The organism is Planctomicrobium aquicomposti (assembly GCF_051466325.1).
In the GTDB taxonomy this organism is placed as follows: Bacteria; Planctomycetota; Planctomycetia; order Planctomycetales; family Planctomycetaceae; genus Planctomicrobium.
This window is the reverse complement of record NZ_CP195792.1, coordinates 2,379,872-2,399,963: the sequence shown is the minus strand read 5'-3', so window position 1 is coordinate 2,399,963 and position 20,092 is coordinate 2,379,872. Positions and strand designations below refer to the sequence as shown.

Sequence of the window (20,092 nt, the reverse complement as noted above, 5' to 3'; positions counted from 1 at the left end):
ACAACCGTCACGCAGATACGGCAAATCAGATTTCCCAACGGCATTCATCCCCACTGATAGGTCTTCTCATGATACTCAACCGACCTGCGGCAGAATCAGGGCGTGCCGACGACAGCATAACGTTCTACCCGAATCTCCGCGGTCAGGGCGTGAGCCTCCATCCGCTCGACCAGGCACTGCCGCTGTGTCACTTCACCAACCTGCCGACTCGCTGCTGGGGTCATCCGCTGGTAAGTGCAGGTCTTCAGAAACTTGCCCACCCATACGCCACCGGTGTAACGGGCAGCCCGGCTGGTCGGCAGAATATGATTGGTGCCGATGGACTTGTCTCCGTAGGCCACGGTGGTCTCTTCCCCGATGAAAAGCGAACCATAATTGTTCAGGCTGTTGAAATACCCGTCGAGGTCACTGACGTGCAGTTCCAGATGCTCGGGAGCATAGTCGTCGCTGAGAGCCACGGCTTCTGCCTGACTGTCGGCAACCATGACGATGCCGTTATCGCGCCAGGACTGCGAAGCAATTTCCCGCGTCGGCAGCACTTTTAACTGCCGCTCAACTTCGGCGATAGTGCGGCGACCGAAATCCTCGCTGAGACAGATCAGACAGACCCCGCTGTGGGGATCGTGTTCAGCCTGCCCGAGCAGGTCACAGGCGACGAGTTCGGGATCGGCGGAATCATCAGCAATGATCAGAATCTCGGTCGGGCCGGCAAGCAGATCAATTCCGCAGCGACCGAACAGTTGCCGCTTCGCTTCAGCGACAAACTTGTTGCCGGCACCGCAGAGGATGTCAACCGGCTCGACGTCCCCCAGCCCGAAAGCCATCATCGCCAGTGCCGGAACTCCCCCGAGAATGAAGATCCGGTCCGCGCCGGCCGCCTGCATTGCAAAGACGGTGGCTGCAAAGTAACCGGGATCGACGGGCTTTCCATCCCGGACGACAGGAGGAGTGCAGGCTGAGACCTGCTTCACCCCGGCCACCTTAGCGGGAATGATGCTCATTTGCGCTGAGCCGAACATCGGGTAACGACCGCCAGGGATGTAGCTCCCCACCCTTTCGACCGGAATGTGTTGATGTCCCAGAATCACGCCAGGACGAATCTCGACCTCCAGCGGCAGCAGCGTTTGCCGCTGGGCTTCCGCAAAACGACGGACGTTCTCCTGGCAGAAGCGAGTGTCTTCGATCAGCTGCTCCGGCAGCGAACTAACGGCACGCGAGATTTCACTGGCCGAGAGTTCAAAACTTCCGGGAGACCAATGGTCAAATCGCTGGCTGTACTTGCGCACGGCATTCATGCCATGCGTTTCGAGATCGAGCAGCATTTCAGAGACAATGCGACCTGTTTCGGGATCGCTCTCGAACAGACGGTGGCCGCCATCCTTCAACAGCTTCATCGTGTGGTCACTCCGGCAGGCACGGCGGACTTTGAGAAGTTTTTCAACCACGCAAACGCAGCAGCGACGCGCAGATCCTGATCCGGATCTTTCATCAGATTCTCAAGGGCGTCCCGCGCCGCTTGAGACTGATTTCCGACAATCGCCATAGCCCCCATCGAACGGGCTCCCGCTGTGGTCCCTTCCTGTGCGAGTTTCAATGCAGATTCACCGCCCAACGCAGCGGTCAGCATCACTTTTGCGGGAGAATCGTCCGATTCGCTGGAAAGCTGCTGTTCAATCGCACCCCGCCGTTCATCGGTCACCTCACCCCGTTGCCAGAGCACATAAGCTGCCCGCGCCCTGGCGACCGGTAACGGACTCGTGATGCAGGCCACCAGCTGATCTGCCGCGGTGGCATCGCCGGAATTCATCAGACACCACAATGCGAATGGGGCGCCGGCATCGGTGGAAGAAAAGGCCATCCGTTGCACAACTTCCCGGTCTTCCTGTGCAATCGGCAACCGCAGCTTGGCCAGCGCTTCAACAGCATGGAGCTGATCTGTAGCTTGATCATCGCGCAGGACTTCCTGAATTCTCCCTACGAACTTCGCTCGTTGTGAATCGGTTGGCGCCGACTTTGCCAGTGTTCTCCACACGCCAATCCGGTAGCGTGGTTCAGACGTTTCCTGCTGAGCCTCAAACGCGTTCCAAACCGTTTGAAGCTCTCCCAGCTGCAACAGGGCATCAGCGGCATGAATGCTGACCCAGGTCCCCTGCAGCTGAAGTGCATCTTTCAATTCCTTTGTCATCTTCTCATCCGTGAATTGTGCATCCGCTCTCTGTGCGAAGGGAGCGTGAATCGCAGCAATGAATGCCATCGATATGCACCAGAGTTTGAGTGGCCCCACTGTCATCACAGTCCAATGAGCTTAAGGTCAGAAATTTCAGCTGCGTTCTGACGACCGGCAACTATTTCCGACCATCCGGCTGTACAATCGGCCCCGCATCACTCTTCAGGTCGAAGTCCATGGTGGTCCGTTTGGAAACGTCGGCCCTCAGCTCAGACTTCGTATTGTAGACTTCGGGAACGAGTTCCGGCTCACGGGGGATGACCCGCTCCTGATTGTCGAGTGACTCCGATTTAAACGTGGAAATGGTCACACGATAGGTGCCGGGGGGAACACCATGATGCTGGGTACTGTATTGCATCTTGTACCGTCCGGAACTATCCGTGGTCGCGACAGAAGGGCGGCTGATCCCCTGTCCATTTTCGTCAACACGCATGAACTGAATCGTTGCCTTGGGGAGTGGTTTTCCGTCCAGCGTGACCACGCCGCTGACATCCGTCAGCGGCACCCCGGCTCCACCGCATCCCGCGAGTAATACGGCGAACAATCCCGGCCAGCAGATCGTGCTGTTCAACAGGAAACGAGACCCACACATTTCTGACTCCATGGTGATCTGGTCGACCGCGACAGCGAAATGCTGCTGCATACAAATCTGTTCCGCGACACGCTCCGACAGACGCATCATCCCACGTCAAGATCAGGGATCATCCGGGGGACTGATTCGAAGGGGAGAAAGAGGATCCGGTTGATCAACAGACCTGGGAGGGCACCCTCACTTCATGACAGCTAGGCCGTCACCCCATTCTCTCCACTTCACTGTTCCGCAGACGTCAACATCAGCCCGCTCAGAATTCACCGATGATGAACCCGTCAGCTCTCGAAAACAGCCTTTGATAAAGTCCGTAAGTAGTGGCCGCATTCGCGTCCGCAACGAGAGTCGGAGTCGCTGCACTGCAATTCGAGTTGTTCGTGTTTGAGTTATTCCCCCAACAGCGGAAAGTGTGATGAATGTTCTCGCTGATGAATGAGACGTGGCCATCGGCAAAGACGAATTGGGCTCCCCCCCTATGGGCACTGTGGTAGCCATAGTCATACCAGTTCGTTGCAGGTGTTAACCCTGCGGGAGGATTGAGCGGCCATTCGCCATTGCTGAGAAACCAGAAAGAACCGCCGTTGGTTGTTCCCCCAGCTTGTGCGACTGCCCCATAAAGACGACCAATCTGGCTGAGCTCCCAATTGTTCTCACCAATCGCAATGGTGTTGGACGAACCGTCCGTGACATCCCGCAGGCTGATGTTGCTGTCGCGGAAAAACAGACCATTGTATCGTTCCGTCGAGGGGTGGCTCTGAAAGCCGGACTCACTCCCCTGAAACGATCCAGCGGAAGCCTTATAGTTCGTTGTTGCCAATGCGTCGAAACGCCCCGGCAGCCCGGTGCCTCCGTTGGCTCCCGTCAGTGGGGTGGCACTGGAAGGACAGAGCGCCCAGGGCATGGGTGTCGATACAAACGCCTTGTTATTGCTGCCGGGGAACACCGGTCCGGCAGTCGTACTCCCCTCTTTCGTATCCGCCATCGTCGCGCTGAGATTCAGCGAGTTGTACACATTGCCACCATCCAGATAGGGGAGCAGCAACGTGGCCCAGCTCCAGCCTTTTCCGCCGCCGGAGTTGCCGCTCGCGGCGCTGCCACTGGGCCGATAGCAATGTCCGATCGGAAACACGCCGAACGTGTCGAGATAGTTATGCAGGGCCAGGCCCATCTGCTTCAGGTTGTTCTTGCACTGGGAACGGCGGGCGGCTTCCCGAGCCTGCTGCACGGCAGGCAGCAGCAATGCAATCAGAACGGCAATGATCGCAATGACCACGAGCAGTTCAATCAGCGTGAATCCGCAGTAACGTTTGGGCTTTCTTGCAATCGGCATCATTCAAACTCCTTCGCCTGGATATGGTGAAATAAAAAAAATTCTCGAGCGAATGGTGAGCGTTACCAACAAGTATTCACTTCAAAGCACAACGCAAATTTCTAGCACAGCATCATGAGCAGGGACGGCCCGTGATGCCAGACGTTTTCAGACTGGTCCCTTCACTTAATCCAATCGGCAGATCGCGAGTCACTGCCAGATCAATCGGCAATTCCCCGCTCCGCATCCGGTTCAGCAGATCAATGGCTTCACGCCCCAGCAATTCTTCATCCAGCGTGACGGAAACGAGACGCGATTGGATCGCGCCAATGCGCCGGGCTCCACCAAACCCCACGAGAGAGACGTCTTCCGGAATCCGGATCCCTCTTCGTCCCAGCAGTACGTACAGCATCTCTGCATACGAATCGAATGTGCAAAAGATCGCTGTTGGTGGCGCCGGCAAGGCAAACAGCCGGTCCAGCATCTGTTCCAGTTCCTGTTCGTGCCTCGACACTACAGTCGAAGCGACCGCCCCGTAGCACACCTGCAGATCAACCTGATCTCCCAGAGCCTGCCGAAACGCCTGCTCCATCAGAGTGACCGACTCGGTGAGATCCCCCGTAACGAGCGCCACGCGTCGATGCCCGCGCGAACCGATCGCCCGACCAGCCGTTCGACCAACCACGTCGAACGGAATCGCCAGCAAGGGAGCCTGGACTCCTTCCACCTTACGCGAACAGCAGACCACCGGAATACCATGCTGCTGCAGCTGGCGAATCTGAAATGCTGGCGTCTGGGGTCGCGTAGTCGGGACGATCGCCACGCCGGCCACCTGCAGGTCGATCAACTGGAGAATGCAATTTCCCTGCCGGTCGATTTCGTTCCCAGAGTTGCAGACGACCACCTGGTTGTGAACGTCCGCCGCCGCGTTTTCAAAACTTTTCTGCAGGGCGGGGTAGAACCCCGAGTCTGTCTCGGGAACGATGAGCGCCAACAGGTCCTGACCAACCTTCAGGCGTTGCCGCGCCTGCTCATGCACGTACGTCCCCTTACCGTGAACCCTTCGCACGAGCCCATCCCGCTCCAGTGAGGACAGGGCCTGGCGTACGGTGCTTCGCGCCATTTGCAGTGTTCCTGCAAACTGAAGCTCGGAGGGGAGCAATTCTCCGGCCTGGAGTTCACCGGAACGAATCTGCGCGGCGACCAAATCTCGCAGCCGCTCGTATTTCGGCTGAGTCGACACTTCCTGCTGCCGACGAACGGTAGGCTTGCGGTCGGTCGACTTCAGCTGATCCATACGTCTCCCCTACATGAGGTACGCATCTCAGCATACAAGTCGTTTTTATGCCGTCAACTCCAAGTCTTGTGAAAAATGTCGTGATTACACTGAAAAAATGGCGTTCACGAATCCTGATTCGTCGACTCGAGCGACAGCCTGGTCGACGCTGGATTGACAAAAGGTAGGTACCTTTTATGATCAAGTTGCCACAAAAAGCATCATCTTCGCGTAGTTTTCGGGCGTGCTTCGCAAGTTTTGACCCACAGGGCCCGCCACAGAATTAAAAATTCGGGATTTTCCCGGGAGGGGATGGAAACGTCGTCAGCGCCTGTCGGTTCAACCACAGCCGCTTCCCTGTCAACCAAACATTGGTCACCACACGTGGTCGCATTTTCTTTTTTTCAGGCAATGACATTGCGAGGTCAACATTGATGACCCCCGGTTCAGCAACCAATGCCTGGGCGATCGAGAAACTGTCCGGCTTTGTCCCTCCCGAGGTGTTCGATGCGCACGCGCATCTGGCTCCCCCAGGGGGGGGTGGCCCTGCATTGCTGAAAGTGCTGGGAGACCGGCAGCCAGAGCAGACTCTCTCGCGGCTGCTCTGGGCGCAGCAGCTTGAGGAATGGCTTCCCGCACAACGATCTGGCGGCTTGTTTTTTGGATTGCCGAAAGTGGGCATGGACCGGAGTGCTGCGAATGACTTTGTGCGTTCAGAACTGACCGGTCCACTCGACAGGGGCCTGCTGCTCGTCGCTCCGCAAGACGATCCGGTTGCAATCGAATCACAGTTGCAGGAAGGGTGGAGCGGCTTCAAGCCCTACCATCTGTTTGCAGAAAGTGGTGACACCTATGAAGCAGAAATTCCTGGTTATCTGCCCCGCTGGATGTGGGAACTGGCTGATCGTTATGAACTGGTGATCATGCTGCATCTGGTGCGGCGACAAGCTCTCTCGGACCTGACGAACCAGGTCCATCTTCGGGAGAAGTGCCGAGAGTATCCGCAGGCGAGAGTGGTCCTCGCCCATGCCGGACGTGGATTTTGCGCCCATCACACGATTGAGGCCGCTCACGAACTGCAGGGGCTCGATAACCTGTATTTTGATACGTCGTGCATCTGTGAATCAGCCCCGTTGGAAGTTGTTCTACGGACGTTTGGCCCCGAGCGACTGCTCTTTGGCACGGATTTTCCAGTCAGCGAACTGCTGGGGCGTTGCATCTCCATCGGCGACGGCTTTCTCTGGGTCGACAACACCTGGATTGACTGGTCGCACCATCGCTTTGCGGCCCCCGTCCGACTGGGGGTCGAATCATTAATGGCCTTGCGGCAGGCATCCCGCACGGTCGGTTTGACGGACCCGGAAATTGAATTGATTTTCAATCGGAATGCGAGGCAGTTGCTGCGCATTTCCGGATCGCAGACTTCCGGGTCGATGCCGCCTCCCAGTTGTGAAGATCGTAGAACCATTCAACAAAAGGGTCTCGCATGAAAGTGTTTTATCTGTTGCTGGCAGGAGTCTCCTTGCTGGCTCCGCAGGGGTTGTCCGCTGCGGAAAAAACGTCGGGAAAGATCGTTGACGTTCAGAAAATCTGGGGCGAAGCGCCCCATAACGCGTTCACCGATCTGCTGTATCACGACGGCAAGTGGTTCTGCGTATTTCGTGAAGGTGAAAAGCACATTTCTCCCGACGGAGCGCTGCGCGTGCTGACCTCGGATGACGCGAAGACCTGGAAATCCGCAGCACGGGTGACCGCACCGGATGCCGATCTCCGGGATGCCAAGATCAGCGTCGCCCCCGATGGTCGCCTCTGCCTGTGTGGCGCGGGGGCCTGGCACGACAGGAAAGGGAGCAGCCACCAGTCGTTTGTCTGGTATTCCAAGGATGGGACCGACTGGGGAGAGGCCCTTCCCATCGGAGATCCAGACTACTGGATCTGGCGCCTCACGTGGCATGATGGCAAGGCATATGGCATCGGCTATGCCACCATGAAAAACAGATCGACACGGTTGTATGTCAGCGAGGACGGCAAGCACTTCACCACACTGGTCCCCCAACTGAATAACGAGGGGTATGTGAATGAATCTTCGCTACTGTTCCTGCCCGACAATTCCGCTCTGGCGATCATTCGCCGCGACGGTGAGCAAGATACGACCGCGTTGCTCGGAGTTGCAAAAGCTCCGTACACAGAGTGGACGTTTCGCAGCCTCAAAGAGCGGGTTGGTGGCCCCCAGTTTTTGCAACTCCCGGATGGTCGCATTCTCGTCGGCGGCCGACGTTATCCCGGAGGAGCCAAGACGCAGTTGTGGTCACTCGACCCGGCTCAGGCCAAGCTGACGGAAATCGTCACTCTCCCCTCTGGTGGCGACACCAGCTATCCGGGACTGGTTTACCAGGACGGTTTCGTCTGGATGAGCTATTACTCAACTCACGAAAACAAGAAGACAGATATCTACCTCGCCAAGATCAAAGTGGACTAAGCTCCCGTAGCGGTTTGCAAGAGTTCGCAGCCGAGAACAGGCTTCTGTTTCTCGGCTGCGGCCTTTGTTCAAGTTCGCCGCACTCTCTAGGGGGTACCTAATGCAGGCAGGGCTGTGCAAACTCTTGATCGCCATCCTGCTGACGCTCGGTGATCCTGCTGCCTCGAGCGCCGATGACGTCCAACGCTTCTGGCAGCAGACCAGGGAGCAACTGGATGAGGTCCCAGCCGATCCCCAAGTCGAGGCGCTTCAGGAACCGGTCCCCTTTCGCGTGTGGAGGATCACACTACGGGGCTTGAACCAGGTGCGATTTCGATGCCTGCTGGCACTTCCGGTCCATGGCGAAGGACCTGCCCCGCGCTGGCCGATCATCATCTCCTCGCCCGGCTATGGAGGAAAGCAGCAGGCGGTCATGCTCAGTGAATGCCAGCGAGGCTATGCCGTCCTGCAGGTTTTTCCACGTGGCCAGGGGGAATCCGGCGTTCTGTCTGAGTGGTCCGGCGACAAGCTGACCGCGAAACTCGATCAACCAGCAGGGGCCTATTATCAGGGAGCCTTTGCCGACCTGATGCGAGCCATTGATTACGTCTGCACTCGGGATGATCTGGATTCAAGCCGTCTGGCTTTAGTGGGGACCAGCCAGGGAGGGGGACTGTCTCTGGCAGTTGCCAGTTTGGATCACCGTGTTACTGCAGTAGTCGCCCATGTTCCGTTTCTGTGTGCGATGCCGCTGGCAGCGGAGATTCAGGGATCTCTGGTCAATCGACTGTTGACGAAAGCCAATCGGAATGATGCTGCAGCTCTCGCCACATTAAGGTACTTCGATCCGTTGCTGCTGTGCGGGTGGCTGCGGGCTCCTGTGCTGATGAGTTCGGGCGGAAAAGATACCCTGTGCCCCAGCGCCACCATTGAAGCGGTCGCAAGACAGATTCCTGAAGGCCAGAGAATCCTGAAGCATTACTCTGAGTTGACTCACACGAGTTGCGTCGACTTCTATCAGGAAACATGGCGGTGGCTCGACAGTCAGCTACGCAAGCCGGAATAAGCTCCACATTGAACGCCAGCGCCACTGCCGCGAGAAAATCGATGCAAAAGAGACTCGATAGCGAAACTCGAATACGTTTGGCGTTCTGGCGGTGGAAAACCAAGCATTCAATCATGGATTGTCGCTGAAACGCCGCCCTGCTTCCCCGGGATCGGGGCTAACTTTCGCCCGCCAGCTCCAGGCTGTATTTGGGCGGAGCAAGGGTCTTCCCCTCGCTGATATCCAAGGGCAGCATGCGAACTTCATGCGCGTCCAGCGGCAGAGCACCAGTGCGCATCAGTTGCAGCAGCTCGATCGCTTCGCGTCCCATGCGACGCTCGTCCACGGTTACGGACGTCAGGCGGCTGATCAGCGCTCCCTGGCGACGTACCGCCCCGAATCCTACCAATGAGATCTCTTCGGGAATGCGCAGGCCGAGCCGGTTCAACAGCAGATACACCAGTTCCGCGAGTGAGTCGAACGTGACAAAGAGTGCGGTCGGCGGTTCCGGCAACGAGAGCATTCGCTTCAGTTCCCGCTCCAGCGGCTCCTCCTGTGACGACACATCTGGACTGGGGTTAACTCCAAAATAGCTTTCAACCTGAACGCGTGGGCCAAGCGCGCGACGGAAGCCGGTCTCATAGGCCCTGCTGGAGGCGGATTCAAAGCCGGCAATAAATCCGGTCGAACGGTGACCTGCATCACGGATGAGTCGACCCGCCTGTTGTCCAACATCTTCAAACGGAATTCCCAGCAAGGGGGCCTGCACTCCGTCGACCGGCCGCGAACAGCAAACGACGGGGATTCCGCGTTCATGCAGCTGCCGGATGTGAAACGCCGGTGTCGCGGGCGACGTGGTGGGGACGATGGCAACCCCGGCGACGCGGAGATCCATCAACTGCAGAATGGAGTTTCCCTGGCGATCGATTTCGTTGTTCGAATTGCAGACAATTACCTGATTGTGCTGATTTGCGGCGGCTTCTTCGAAGCTGACCTGCAGCGAAGGATAGAACCCTGCTCCGGTTTCCGGGACGATCAGTGCGAACAGGTCCTGCCCTTTCTTGAGGCGCTGTCGCGCCTGGTCGTGAACAAATGTGCCCTTTCCATGGACGCGACGGACGATCCCCTCCCGTTCCAAAGTCGCCAGCGCCTGACGGACGGTGCTCCGGGCGATTCCCAACAGTTCGGCGATGCGGATCTCCGGCGGCAGAGCCTCCCCGATCTGCATCTTTCCAGCTTCAATCTGCTGTACAACAAAATCCCGCAACCGCTCATGCTTGGGGATGCCATCCTCAGCCAGCATCTTTCCAAGCGAGGCATCAGAGAGTGATTCGAAGGGGGACATTCGGGCTTTCTTGAATTTCTAGTTGTTCGAACCACATTCTATTTCTTCACAGGGGAAAGTCAAAATCGAACCCGTCCCCATCCTTTCCGTCGACCAGGGCGATCGCAAAAGCCTTCGAAGAAAACTTCAACATTGATGTAACATTTTTGTTTAAAATATATTATATCGAGCGTGCCTTCCCCGCAGGTTCAGTGTCGAAACAAATTGCAAAACTCGTCCGGTGCTGTTGTTGCAATATGGTATTTACGTGGTACGATCCTTTTGAATTCTTCTTACTGTTTGCGATTCTTGGCAAAACGCAGCCTTACCCAAGACGCTACAACCTCGGGACATCGTCCACTGGACTTCCCCGACTCGACGTTCAGTGCTTGTGTCACGTTTGGTGATCCCCCGTCGTGAAGTCTGGTCCGTGTGCCACGCTGGCGACCGTGGCCTGATGTGCGTGTGAGCTCCTTCTCCCGTTCAACGGAAAGTGTAATGCAGGATGGCTGAAAACGAACTTCAAATTCAAACGGGACTCAAAACCCTCGATTTTGTCGCCATCGCAGCCTACATGCTGATAACCTTCGGTATTGCTCTCTGGTTTGGTCGTCGCCAGCATTCCGTCAGCGATTTCTTCGTCGGCGGGCGCAGCGTTCCCTGGTTTGCCGTCGGCCTCAGCATTCTCGCGACCCTCTTTTCCACTCTCACCTATCTCGGAGCTCCCGGCGAGGTGATCAAGCATGGAATCGGCTACTTCTGCAGCTATCTGGCGATTCCCCTTTCGGCCCTGGTCGTTCTGAAACTCTGGATTCCATTCTTCATGAGGCTGCGGCTTACCAGCGCCTACGAATACCTCGAATTCCGGTTTAGCCGGCTGGTCCGGGTCATGGGGGCGAGCCTGTTTCTCCTGCTGCGGCTGGGATGGATGAGCATGGTGGTCTTTGCCGCGTCGATGGCCTTGGATCGCGTGAAAGGTCCCGATCTGGAATTTCTCCCGGGTCCGGACATGTACTGGTGGATTCTTGCCGTCGGCGTCATTGCCGCCATCTACACATCCATCGGCGGCATTCAGGCGATGATCTGGACCGATGTCCTGCAATGTCTGTTGCTGTTGGCCGGCACATTGATGGTCATCGGAGCAGTGATGATCAACGGGGGTGAAACTCCCGTGCAATGGTGGAACACCGCTGCTGCGACTCACAGCGAACACACAACCCCGCCGCTGTTCAGCTGGGATCTGACCGTTCGAGTGACCATCGTCACCGCCATGATCAACCGGTTCTTCTGGGACATCTGTACCCACGGCTCCGATCAAGTGGTTCTGCAACGTTATTTTTCCACCCCGTCGCTGTCCGCAGCTCGCCGCAGCTACCTGATCAACATCGCAGCCGAGATCACGATGATTACCCTGCTCGTGCTGTGCGGCTTCGCCTTGCTGGCGTTTTATCTGGCGAATCCCGGGCGGATGCCCGCCGGTTGGACACTCGCGAACTCCGCAGACAAGCTCTTCCCGCACTTTCTCAGCAGCGAACTTCCCGCGGGCTGCGCCGGGCTGGTCATCTCCGCCTTCCTGTGTGATGCCATCCAGACGCTGGAGGCAGGCGTCAACTCGGTGACCGCCGTTGTCACCACCGACCTGACCCGAAAATCCAATGAGGAAGGAGGACGTAAGTCACTGAAATTCGCCCGGTATCTGAGTATCGCGATCGCGTTGGGTGTTGCCTTGAACGCCGTGTTCGTCGCCAACATCGCCAGCTCGCGCGGGTTGACGATCATTGACCTCATGCCCCGGTTCTTCAACTTGTTCGTCGGCCCTCTGGCAGCGCTGTTTATTGTCGGCATGTTTCTTCCCCGCTGCACGACCCGTTCCGTCTTGGTGGGTGTCACGCTGGGGCTGCTGACGGCTGTTCTATGGAGTTGGGGGAAAGATATTTTCGGCCTTTCGACCGGTCCCACAATTCTGCTCGCGATCGCAGTTCCGTGTGTCACAACGATTGTCAGCTCCGCGATCATCAGTCTGCTGATTGAAGACGGCCGGCCACACCCGGGACGGCGATTCACCTGGAAGGCCATCGTCAAGGGTCAACCGGGACCATTGACGAACGAATTCGTGACGTCCCCCACCACAGTCGAGGCCGCTGCCTCAGCACAGCCGTAGTTCTGATCCCGAACTGACACCCTCCTGTTTAAGACCCTCATGCAAACAGAAAATGTCCGATCGAATGTTCTCTGTGGCCAGCGTGCGGAGATTGATCCGCTTGTGCTGCTCGGCTACGAATATCCAGGCTGGACCGCTCCGACGACGATTGGAGACGACGCGGTGATTCGCTCCGGCAGTGTCATCTATGCCGACACCGTCATTGGGAACCGGTTTACCTGCGGGCATTCCGTTATTATTCGTGCCCAATGCGTCATCGGTGACGGAGTTGTCATCCTGCATCAGTCCACACTGGAAGGGAAAGTGCGGATCGGTCACTCGGTCAAGATCATGGCCCATGTCTACCTTCCCAGCACGACAGTGATTGGAGACCTGGTCTTCGTCGGCCCGGGGACCGTGTTCCTCAACGACAAATACCCGATGCGGCAGCGCGCCCCCGTGCGGGGGGCACGCATCGAACAGGGGGCTGCCATCGGCGGACATGTCACCGTCTGTCCGGGAGTCACCATCGGGGCAGGGGCCATGGTGGCCGCAGGGACTCTGGTTAACAAAGACGTGCCTCCCCGCACGCTGGCCCTGGGAGTTCCCATGCGGTTGCGGCCACTCCCCGAAAACATTCCGGAGGAGAACATCTCCGAGCTGCTCATGAATTCATCGGATTTGTGGGGACGCGAAGCAGGCGGCCGGCTGCCTGAAACGTGGACCTCGCAGCCAGACACAGGACCGGCCTGAAGGTTCGCACTCGCCTCGGTCCCGCATCTCCCCACCCAGCCAGAATGAAACACGGTTCCACATGAATCACTCGCCGATTGAAACTGGTCTGCCCCCAGCTCTCGATGCATTCTCCTTGTCCAGAGTTCTCCACCGGATCTGCGCCGGGGTGATGCTTCTTCTGGCCGTTGCTCCGCTGCCGGCAACAGCAGCGGACGGCAAGCCGGCCCCTTTGCGTCTGGCGGCTAAACGCTTCGGCATCACTCCGCGTGAAGTGATTAAATCCAACTCGGCGAAGCTCCCCAAAAAGGCCGAAATCGCCGGTCCTCTGAAAGCGACCGTCACGCTGCTGCAGGATGCGGACACGACCCTCTGCTGCGTCAATACCGACTGGATCAACATGAGCGGAGGAGCCCTGCAGATCATTCGCCGGGCATTAAGTTCCGAGCTGAAAATTCCCGAAGACTGCGTCATCCTCTTTTCGTCGCACAATCATAGCGATACCTCGCTGGTCGCCGAAGGAACCTCCGACACCCTGAACGATATCGGCGCCGAACTGCTCAACGAACTGCTGAAAGCTGTCCGCGAGTTGCCCTCCCAGTTGCAGCCGGTCGAAGTCTGGTGGGGTGTCGGTCATGAAGATCGCATCACTTACAATCGGAAGGGGCGCCGCGCAGACGGATCCACGTTTTTAATGCGGGAGGAAGATCGCGTCCGGGTTGCGACTGATTTCCGGGGAGACATTGATCCGCAGGCTCCGATCGTGGTTTTCAAGAATCTGGCTGGCGAGCCGGTCGCTGCCTGGATCCAGTTCACGGGGCATCCTGTCACCAGTTTTTCCCCGGAAAATCCCGTCGTCTTTGGTGATTACCCACAGGTTGCCTGCGACATTCTTGGCCGGTCGCTGGGAACACCGCAGCCGATTCCGGTGGCGTTTTTTCAGGGGTGCGCCGGTGACGTCAATTCCAAAGAGATGTTCCGGGGAGGCGTGAAACGGGCCACCGAGTTTGGAGAGCTGCTGGCGGAGAGCTGCTTGCAGGCCGTCACGCAGCTCCGCAAATCCGACCGCAATGATCTGGCATTTGAAACGACCGTGGCCGAACTCCCCTTGGCTCCACTCCCTCCGATAAAAGAACTCCAACAGGATCTCGCGGAAATTGAAGAGTTCATTCGTCGCGCACGTTCTGGGGATGAAGAGGCACTGTTCTGCGTTGGAATGAATTTCCCCCATGACCTTTCACCGCAGTACCGCGCCGGGCTGATGGAACCGGTTCGTAACTGGTATCTCGCAGCTCTGGAATGGCACACTTCCAATTCTTCGCCTGCACTGCCGACCATTTACCCCGTGCAGCTCTGGGTGATGCGAGTGGGGGACGTGGGACTGGTGGGGATTCCCTGCGAACCCTTTCTGGGCATCGGCCGCCAGATCCGGGCCGGCTCTTCGCTGCCGCTGACGATTCCCTGCGGCTATGCCAATCACGGGCTTGGTTACATTCCCGACGGTCCGAACATCGCCGATCGGGAATACATGAGTTCGTACTTCTACCGCTACTCGGCGCGAAACGGAATCAACTTCCGCCCTCCCCTGGCCCCTCCGGGGGGAGATGTTATTGCGACTGAAGGAGTTAAGGCCCTCGAACGGCTGTCGCAATAGGCGAACTTTTCCCGTGGATCCGCTGCAAAATACACCCATCAGCGATTGGCCACTTCTGAGGTTCACCAGCAGGCAGCCCCTCCATCGGACCATCAAGTAATATGGTCAATGCGCAAATCTTGATCAGCTGATGGCTCACTGACCTGCTTCGTGTTTTTCGGACAGGGGAGCCTCTTATTCTGGACAACTGGGGAGGGGTTGTCCGATGTCGAAAGCGTAGTCTGGAAAGTTGGCTTCTGGGGTTGCCTAAATAGCTCCACATCGTTTTCGGAGTGTCGTTTCCGATTGGTGTAGGAACGAAAACAGGCTGGGTCTACGGTTGGGGAAGTTCTCACACAACCCTGTCCGAGGAGCCAAGCCATGGATGGCAGTCTCCAGCTCACAGCTCAGGAGCGCAAGATGCTTTTGCAGGCGTCTCGCTCTGGAGCCGATCTCTCCACTTCTCGACGGGCTCATCTTGTTCTGCTCCGGGCCCAGGTTCTGACCTGGCAACAGATCAGAACCGTGCTGTTTTGCAGCTTCGACCTGATTTCGGCCACGTCGAAATTGTTCATGCAAGGGGGAGTCGCTGCTGTTCTGCAACAACCGTCTCCGCAGCGTTCTTTTCCAGTCTGGATGACACAGGTCCTGCGCTGGGTGCCGCAACACACGCCCCGTGACTTTGGATATTTTCGCTCCCAGTGGTCGTGTGAGACGCTCGCTCACCTGCTGGCGTTTGAAACCGGACTGGGCTCAGCGGTGAAACCATCCGCCGGAGCCTGCACCGGCTGGGGTTGGTCTGGCGTCGGCCCCGGCCGGTCGTGGGGTCTGTGGACCCTGAACATGCAGAGAAATTCCCGCGAATTCAGCTGCTGCTGGACTCTCTGTCCCCCAGGAGGTGGCCGTCTTTCAGGATGAAGTGGATCCCAACCTGAACCCGAAGATCGGGAGCATGTGGATGCGGAAAGGCCAGCAGGCCGAGGTCGTCACTCCCGGAAACAATCGCAAATGCCATGTCGCCCGCTCGCTGATCTGGGGCACCGGGACCTTGCTGGTGAGTCGTCCTCACTGGCGACGAAACACTCTCCAGTTTCTGGCCCATCTGGACAACCTGCGTTTCCGGCTCAGGGGCTCTCGGAAGATTCACGTTATTTGCGACAACGCCAGATTTCACGACTCACGGGCAGTGCAGGCGTCCCTGCGGGAGTGGCGCCACCGGATTCAGATCCACTTTCTGCCCAAGGATGCCCCGCAGACAAATCTCCTTGAACGGGTCTGGTGGCACCTGCACAAGACGATCACGAGAAACCACAAATGCCAGACTTTGGAAGAGCTCATCGACCAGGCGTATGAATGGTTCGAGGTGAATAACAATCACTACCTCGACATGCGACACTCCTTCGCCAAAGCAGCATAAATCTCACTCCGGTGACGTTGAGGTTCTATTTAGTGCTGTTTGTTTATTACTTGTCTAGAAACGCGTAATATCCACAGCACGGAACCAAGAATAAAAATCCACGCAGGCATAAAATCCAGCACCGTTACTCCATCGCGGATTGCAGCGCAAAAGAACTCGGCTCCCACAGCATACCATGCGGCGGCGCACACCGTCGCAATTAAGGCTGCCGAATAGGCGGTCGACGTTATGAAAGTGGTCGCGATGAACCATATGCGATTGCGTGTATTAATCTTTTTGGCGTCTAGCCATATCACGAACCACACCGACGCTGTCAGTGGCAAGGCGGCAAGTGTTGCGGTAGCCATTCCGTGAATTGTCATTGATAATGCCATGAGCCATTTTCACAACCTTCAAGATACTGAACAGGATTGGCAAGGGGTTTGCCTGTAACCAGGGTAAAAAGAGACACCCATGCTCATCACCCTGTCGAAACGGCCAGCAAAACGTCGGCCGAACAGGACAGGGTCCAGGACGGCCCCCAAACCTTTTCTCTCTGACGCACAATGGCTTCTGATTGCAGACCTGTTCCCGGATCTGCCGGTGGGACCGCGTGGGGGTAGGCCTTCGCGTTCCTCCCGCGAGTGCTTGGAAGGGATTTTCTGGGTATTAATTACAGGAGCCCGTTGGAAAGATCTACCAGAACGGTACCCCTCGCCAGCCACCTGCTGGCGTCGGCATCGGGACTGGACCCGCAACGGAATCTTCCGGGCAGCCTGGGACCGCCTGCTCAGCAAACTGCTCCAGCAACGCGGCATCGATTGGGAAGAAGCGATCGGTGATGGCTCGTTTGCACGGGCAAAAAAGGGGGGGACGACGTGGGACGTTGTCATCGTGGAAACGGAACCCGCATCCTCCTCCTGACTGACGGACAAGGGACACCACTCTCGGCGTACACGACTGCAGCCAATCACAGCGAAGTGACCACGATCGAAACGCTGATCGATCAGCGTCCTCCGCATGGCAAGCCGCAGCGTCTGCTCTACGACAAGGCTGCCGACGCCGACTGGCTGCGCGACCATCTGCAGGCCCGGGGGATCGAGTTGATCTGCCCGCACCGCGACAACCGGGCCAGGCCGCCGGTGCAGGACGGTCGCTCGTTGCGGCATTATGAACCCCGTTATCGGATCGAGCGCACGTTCAGTGGGCTGCAGAACTGCCGCCGCCTGATCACCCGGTGGGAATACGACGCGGAACTGTTCGAAGGCTTCGTTCACTTAGCTTGCCTGTACTCCATCCTCAAAGGGGTGTGAAACTGGCTCAGGAGGTTCTATTTAGAATTCACCCAGAATGTCACCGGCATCAATCGTCAGCAGTGCCACCATCGACTCGATGGCGATATTCTCGGCGACACCGCGGACGGAACCATCTGCGAGCAGAATATTGGCGGTTCCCGCATGGAAGCTGTAGGCCGATCGGGTGTTGATGCAGTTGACGAGGCAGCTTCCCCTGTTCGCGGCGGTCGCAGCCACACCGTCCGTCGTGTAGGCATTAATGGACCAGGGAACAGATTCCGCCCAGCCGGAAAGGGAGTTTTTGCCGTTGCCGATCCGTCCGCCCTTCAGATAAACATTGGGCCGGCCAGCCGATTCCATCAACATAATGGAGTTGGACATCCCGTCGACCAGATCCCGGGCATACCGCAGCTTTCCCCCACCGATAAAGAATGTTTCGGTCGACTTCGGAGGAGTCATGGAAAACTGGATATTGGCGTTGATCCCCTGCGCCCCGATGTAGTCGGTGACAGAAGCATTCCAGCCATTGGCCCGCTCCGGGCTCCCTTCCGGAGCGGTATTCTTGGTTCCAACACCTTCGTTGTAACGGAAACCTTCCGGATCGCTGGGGCAGACATGATACGGCAGGTGGTAGCCAATCGCCTGGGCGTTGTTGTAATGGATATAGCTGACGTCGTAGTCATAAATCTCTGCCAGCGGGTTGCTGTCCAGATAGGGGAGAATCTGGGCTCCCCAGTAGTGCGTGCCATTGTTGGAGATTGTGGCAGCTGTCATGGAGCCCGGGAAGAAGCCACGCGTTGACTCAAAGTTGTGAAACCCGAGTCCGATCTGGTGCAGGTTGTTCTTGCACTGGTTGCGTCGGGCGGCCTCACGGGCCTGCTGCACAGCCGGCAACAGCATGGCGATGAGCACGGCAATGATGGCAATGACGACCAGCAGCTCGATCAGAGTAAAACCGGAACGGCCCCGCTGGGGCTGATGAATTCGATAGTTGAATGCAACGCGCATAGTGGTTTCCACACAGTGAATAGACGTTCGATTCCGCAGTGTGGCTGGCAGAGCAGTCACCACCTCAACAGGCAACCAGAAACGGTTGACGTGATTAAGGGGCTGTGTCGCTCGGAGATGCTGGCTGCGCCTTGCTGACGTCAAGGCTTTCAGAAGCGGACTCTTGAGATTCGGCAGTGATTCCTGGAAGGCGGGGGGGGCGGATCCGGGAGCGTGGTTCTGACAGGGCAGCCAGAAACGCTTCGAGATCCTCAAGATCCTGGGCATTCAGCCCCAAGGGTTTGAGAAGCGGCGATTTTTTGGGAAACAGCGGATCGTCCTGCTGTTCGACTTTCGGAGTGAGGGTCGGCATGCCCATGTTGTACATGCGCAGCACACCATCGAGGTCGAAGAGCCCGTTGTGCATCGAAGGCTGGGTCCGGGCGACGTTCCGCAGCGTGGGGGTCCGGAATTTGCCGACGTCCTCCGCTGCCTGCGTGATGGCGTAGCGCCCCAGATCTTCATACTTCCGGCCATAGTAGCTGAGTCCGACATCATGAAACTGATGGTCGGTCAGCAGCGGACCGTGGTGACAGTTCAGACAGCGGGCCTCGCGACGGAACAGATCCAGACCGCGGATGGCGGAGTCGGAAAGCTGTTCATGCTTTCCCCGCAGGAATGCATCGAAAGGAGATCGTCCGCCCACCAGAGTCCGCTCGAAGCAGGCGAGCGCCTGGGCCACCCTCTCCAGTGTGACTTCGGAATCACCAAAGACCTCTGCAAACGCTTCACGGTACTCAGGGATTGCCGATAGCCGTGTCTCGAGTAATTCTTCACTGCTCCCCATTTCCTCGGGGTTCGTCAGAACCTGCACCGCCTGATCCTCCAGCGACACAGCTCGACCATCCCAGAAGAGCGTCGGGGAAAGACCTGCATTCATGACCGAGGGAGCGTTGCGGCGCAACGGAGATCGGCCGAGACCAAACGAAACGGTTTTGCCATCAGCCCATCCCAGGTCAGGGTCATGGCACGAAGCGCAGGCCATTTCTCCGCTGTGCGAAACGCGCGGATCGAAGAACAGCGTCATTCCCAGGCTGATTTTTTTCCGCGACGGGGCATTTGATTCGGGGTGCTGGGGAGCGGGGAGAGGTCCGAGTTCTGTCCATTGAACCCCCTCGTCCACGAAAGGGGCGGGCCATTCCGCCGGGGGGGACTGGTATTGCTCTCGCAGCTTTTGGGTTCGTTCGCGGAGTTGCTCGGGGGTTTCGACCGGTCGCGCCGGGACACGCTCGAAGAAGCCGCTGCGGCCTTGAATGCGAGTCGTCCGCGGAGGTGTGGCCACCGGTGCCGGGGCAGCTTTTTCTGCAGCGGCGTCGGACGGAACTGACGGCTCATCTGCCCGGACGGCAATCACGGCCACGAGCAGTGTGGCGACCGCGTTGAAAAGAACGGTCGACAGATTCCGGATGGAGACCCGCACGATGTTCACAATCGCAATGTCAGATGAATACTGGAGATAGTAACCCGAGGGAAATACCTCGCGACTGAGACTCAGTCTCAACTATGCTGGAGAGTTTAGTTGCCGCCGAACGATACTCAAGTCAAATCAGAGAAAAACAGACGATTTCGTGCATCAAACCGCCGCAAGGAAAGGGGCTTCCCAGGTCCGGGAACCGGCGGT

Annotated in this window: 17 protein-coding genes and 2 pseudogenes; 10 read left to right on the top strand and 9 right to left on the bottom strand. The window is 57.7% G+C overall.

Features of this window, described 5'->3' with window-relative positions:
* Positions 1 to 95 precede the first annotated feature (95 nt).
* From hisD to SH664x_RS09225, 5 genes are all read right to left on the bottom strand, one after another.
* Positions 96 to 1,394 (bottom strand): histidinol dehydrogenase, encoded by a 1,299-nt coding sequence (hisD, locus tag SH664x_RS09245; protein ID WP_437206902.1) that lies wholly within the window; start codon positions 1,392 to 1,394, stop codon positions 96 to 98.
* A complete protein-coding gene (locus tag SH664x_RS09240; RefSeq protein ID WP_437206900.1) occupies positions 1,391 to 2,185 on the bottom strand; it encodes a HEAT repeat domain-containing protein in 795 nt (264 codons plus the stop codon). Before SH664x_RS09240 ends, hisD begins: the two co-directional genes overlap by 4 nt.
* Positions 2,186 to 2,345: 160 nt before the next feature.
* Positions 2,346 to 2,870 carry a carboxypeptidase-like regulatory domain-containing protein gene (locus SH664x_RS09235; protein WP_437206898.1) on the bottom strand — a complete coding sequence of 175 codons (525 nt, stop codon included), beginning with the start codon at positions 2,868 to 2,870 and terminating at the stop codon, positions 2,346 to 2,348.
* A gap of 199 nt (positions 2,871 to 3,069) precedes the next feature.
* Complete coding sequence (locus SH664x_RS09230; protein ID WP_437206896.1) at positions 3,070 to 4,149, bottom strand: DUF1559 domain-containing protein; 1,080 nt, start codon at positions 4,147 to 4,149, stop codon at positions 3,070 to 3,072.
* Between the two features lie 109 nt (positions 4,150 to 4,258).
* On the bottom strand, positions 4,259 to 5,422 hold the full coding sequence (locus tag SH664x_RS09225) for a GntR family transcriptional regulator (protein WP_437206894.1): 1,164 nt from the start codon (positions 5,420 to 5,422) through the stop codon (positions 4,259 to 4,261).
* 413 nt (positions 5,423 to 5,835) lie between these two features.
* Between SH664x_RS09225 and SH664x_RS09220 the strand changes: the two genes are divergently transcribed.
* The 3 genes from SH664x_RS09220 (at position 5,836) to SH664x_RS09210 (ending at position 8,925) form a co-directional block, all read left to right on the top strand.
* Positions 5,836 to 6,891, top strand: a complete 1,056-nt coding sequence (locus tag SH664x_RS09220; RefSeq protein WP_437206893.1) for an amidohydrolase family protein — start codon at positions 5,836 to 5,838, stop codon at positions 6,889 to 6,891.
* Positions 6,888 to 7,880: a sialidase family protein gene (locus SH664x_RS09215; RefSeq protein ID WP_437206891.1), complete on the top strand. Its 993-nt coding sequence runs from the start codon at positions 6,888 to 6,890 to the stop codon at positions 7,878 to 7,880. Before SH664x_RS09220 ends, SH664x_RS09215 begins: the two co-directional genes overlap by 4 nt.
* A 100-nt stretch (positions 7,881 to 7,980) precedes the next feature.
* Positions 7,981 to 8,925 (top strand): acetylxylan esterase, encoded by a 945-nt coding sequence (locus tag SH664x_RS09210; RefSeq protein WP_437206890.1) that lies wholly within the window; start codon positions 7,981 to 7,983, stop codon positions 8,923 to 8,925.
* Between the two features lie 157 nt (positions 8,926 to 9,082).
* Here SH664x_RS09210 and SH664x_RS09205 read toward each other — a convergent pair whose 3' ends face one another.
* The gene (locus tag SH664x_RS09205) at positions 9,083 to 10,249 is read right to left on the bottom strand and encodes a substrate-binding domain-containing protein (RefSeq protein WP_437206888.1); all 1,167 of its coding nucleotides are present in this window, start codon (positions 10,247 to 10,249) and stop codon (positions 9,083 to 9,085) included.
* 484 nt (positions 10,250 to 10,733) lie between these two features.
* Here SH664x_RS09205 and SH664x_RS09200 point away from each other — a divergent pair, with 484 nt between their 5' ends.
* The 5 genes and pseudogenes from SH664x_RS09200 (at position 10,734) to SH664x_RS09180 (ending at position 16,150) form a co-directional block, all read left to right on the top strand.
* A complete protein-coding gene (locus SH664x_RS09200; RefSeq protein WP_437206887.1) occupies positions 10,734 to 12,389 on the top strand; it encodes a sodium:solute symporter family transporter in 1,656 nt (551 codons plus the stop codon).
* A 39-nt stretch (positions 12,390 to 12,428) separates the two neighbouring features.
* The gene (locus tag SH664x_RS09195) at positions 12,429 to 13,121 is read left to right on the top strand and encodes an acyltransferase (protein WP_437206885.1); all 693 of its coding nucleotides are present in this window, start codon (positions 12,429 to 12,431) and stop codon (positions 13,119 to 13,121) included.
* A 148-nt stretch (positions 13,122 to 13,269) separates the two neighbouring features.
* On the top strand, positions 13,270 to 14,754 hold the full coding sequence (locus tag SH664x_RS09190) for a hypothetical protein (protein ID WP_437206883.1): 1,485 nt from the start codon (positions 13,270 to 13,272) through the stop codon (positions 14,752 to 14,754).
* A gap of 743 nt (positions 14,755 to 15,497) precedes the next feature.
* Positions 15,498 to 15,668: pseudogene (locus SH664x_RS09185) on the top strand (hypothetical protein); the annotation flags it as partial.
* A complete protein-coding gene (locus SH664x_RS09180) occupies positions 15,632 to 16,150 on the top strand; it encodes an IS630 family transposase (protein WP_437206881.1) in 519 nt (172 codons plus the stop codon). The pseudogene SH664x_RS09185 and the gene SH664x_RS09180, both read left to right, overlap by 37 nt.
* A 29-nt stretch (positions 16,151 to 16,179) precedes the next feature.
* Here the strand turns inward: SH664x_RS09180 and SH664x_RS09175 are convergent, their stop codons facing one another.
* On the bottom strand, positions 16,180 to 16,524 hold the full coding sequence (locus SH664x_RS09175; RefSeq protein WP_437206879.1) for a hypothetical protein: 345 nt from the start codon (positions 16,522 to 16,524) through the stop codon (positions 16,180 to 16,182).
* 79 nt (positions 16,525 to 16,603) lie between these two features.
* On the opposite strand from SH664x_RS09175, the gene SH664x_RS09170 reads away from it, so the two are divergent.
* Together SH664x_RS09170 and SH664x_RS09165 are read left to right on the top strand one after the other, a co-directional pair.
* Positions 16,604 to 17,053 carry a transposase gene (locus SH664x_RS09170; RefSeq protein WP_437206877.1) on the top strand — a complete coding sequence of 150 codons (450 nt, stop codon included), beginning with the start codon at positions 16,604 to 16,606 and terminating at the stop codon, positions 17,051 to 17,053.
* Positions 16,999 to 17,442 (top strand): annotated as a pseudogene (locus SH664x_RS09165) (IS5 family transposase); the annotation flags it as partial. The gene SH664x_RS09170 and the pseudogene SH664x_RS09165, both read left to right, overlap by 55 nt.
* A gap of 21 nt (positions 17,443 to 17,463) precedes the next feature.
* Here the strand turns inward: SH664x_RS09165 and SH664x_RS09160 are convergent.
* Both SH664x_RS09160 and SH664x_RS09155 read right to left on the bottom strand, forming a co-directional pair.
* Positions 17,464 to 18,432: a DUF1559 family PulG-like putative transporter gene (locus tag SH664x_RS09160; RefSeq protein WP_437206875.1), complete on the bottom strand. Its 969-nt coding sequence runs from the start codon at positions 18,430 to 18,432 to the stop codon at positions 17,464 to 17,466.
* Positions 18,433 to 18,526: 94 nt separating this feature from the next.
* Positions 18,527 to 19,972, bottom strand: coding sequence for a cytochrome-c peroxidase (locus SH664x_RS09155; protein ID WP_437206873.1), 1,446 nt, complete (start codon positions 19,970 to 19,972; stop codon positions 18,527 to 18,529).
* Between the last annotated feature and the right edge of the window lie 120 nt (positions 19,973 to 20,092).

What these genes read in the sequence shown, in the direction of transcription:
- hisD (WP_437206902.1), bottom strand. Translation starts at nt 1,394, where the DNA reads ATGAAGCTGTTGAAGGATGGCGGCCACCGTCTGTTCGAGAGCGATCCC.
- SH664x_RS09240 (WP_437206900.1), bottom strand. Translation starts at nt 2,185, where the DNA reads ATGACAAAGGAATTGAAAGATGCACTTCAGCTGCAGGGGACCTGGGTC.
- SH664x_RS09235 (WP_437206898.1), bottom strand. Translation starts at nt 2,870, where the DNA reads ATGCAGCAGCATTTCGCTGTCGCGGTCGACCAGATCACCATGGAGTCA.
- SH664x_RS09230 (WP_437206896.1), bottom strand. Translation starts at nt 4,149, where the DNA reads ATGATGCCGATTGCAAGAAAGCCCAAACGTTACTGCGGATTCACGCTG.
- SH664x_RS09225 (WP_437206894.1), bottom strand. Translation starts at nt 5,422, where the DNA reads ATGGATCAGCTGAAGTCGACCGACCGCAAGCCTACCGTTCGTCGGCAG.
- SH664x_RS09220 (WP_437206893.1), top strand. Translation starts at nt 5,836, where the DNA reads ATGACCCCCGGTTCAGCAACCAATGCCTGGGCGATCGAGAAACTGTCC.
- SH664x_RS09215 (WP_437206891.1), top strand. Translation starts at nt 6,888, where the DNA reads ATGAAAGTGTTTTATCTGTTGCTGGCAGGAGTCTCCTTGCTGGCTCCG.
- SH664x_RS09210 (WP_437206890.1), top strand. Translation starts at nt 7,981, where the DNA reads ATGCAGGCAGGGCTGTGCAAACTCTTGATCGCCATCCTGCTGACGCTC.
- SH664x_RS09205 (WP_437206888.1), bottom strand. Translation starts at nt 10,249, where the DNA reads ATGTCCCCCTTCGAATCACTCTCTGATGCCTCGCTTGGAAAGATGCTG.
- SH664x_RS09200 (WP_437206887.1), top strand. Translation starts at nt 10,734, where the DNA reads ATGGCTGAAAACGAACTTCAAATTCAAACGGGACTCAAAACCCTCGAT.
- SH664x_RS09195 (WP_437206885.1), top strand. Translation starts at nt 12,429, where the DNA reads ATGCAAACAGAAAATGTCCGATCGAATGTTCTCTGTGGCCAGCGTGCG.
- SH664x_RS09175 (WP_437206879.1), bottom strand. Translation starts at nt 16,524, where the DNA reads ATGGCATTATCAATGACAATTCACGGAATGGCTACCGCAACACTTGCC.
- SH664x_RS09170 (WP_437206877.1), top strand. Translation starts at nt 16,604, where the DNA reads ATGCTCATCACCCTGTCGAAACGGCCAGCAAAACGTCGGCCGAACAGG.
- SH664x_RS09160 (WP_437206875.1), bottom strand. Translation starts at nt 18,432, where the DNA reads ATGCGCGTTGCATTCAACTATCGAATTCATCAGCCCCAGCGGGGCCGT.